Source organism: Stieleria mannarensis (genome assembly GCF_014154935.1).
Taxonomy (GTDB): Bacteria; Planctomycetota; Planctomycetia; order Pirellulales; family Pirellulaceae; genus Stieleria; species Stieleria mannarensis.
This window is the reverse complement of sequence record NZ_JACEHH010000222.1, coordinates 1-469: the sequence shown is the minus strand read 5'-3', so window position 1 is coordinate 469 and position 469 is coordinate 1. Positions and strand designations below refer to the sequence as shown.

At 53.5% G+C, this 469-nt stretch carries 1 protein-coding gene; it reads right to left on the bottom strand.

The annotated features are described in order from the left end of the window. Nucleotides 1-469, bottom strand: a 469-nt coding sequence (locus tag H1B37_RS33170) for an ISAs1 family transposase (protein ID WP_182871548.1), incomplete at both ends; no start/stop codon positions are given.

The following is a 469-nucleotide window of genomic DNA, read 5'->3' as shown; positions in this document are numbered from 1 at the left end:
TCGGCTTGAAATGTAGTAGCGGATATCACTTGTTTGTTTGTCGCCACGACTCGTGCACGTATTCGCTTGGCAAATGCTTTTGGCCCCTTTCCATTGATCGGTCAGGGCACGCAGTGACTCAGGAATCGGGCCGGTCGCGTAAAAGCGTTCTTCGTCACGCCCAGCCTGCTTTCCCTTGGTCGTGGTCGATCGCACGCCATGAGTTGTGAGCCCTTCGTTGTGAGCCATTTCAAAATGGTCAGCGATGGCGGCGCAGAGCTTCGGGTGATTGTCCTTGACGGCGAAAACATAGTCGCCACCTTCGTCGATAATCTTTTCGGCGATCGACTTTTGACAACCCATAGCGTCGAGCGTCACGATCGTATTGCGGATGTCGATCAATTCGAGCAATTCGGGAATTGCCGTGATTTCGTTGGACTTTGAGTCGACCTCGGTTTGCCCGAGCGTAACGCCGTTTTCGGTTGCCCAA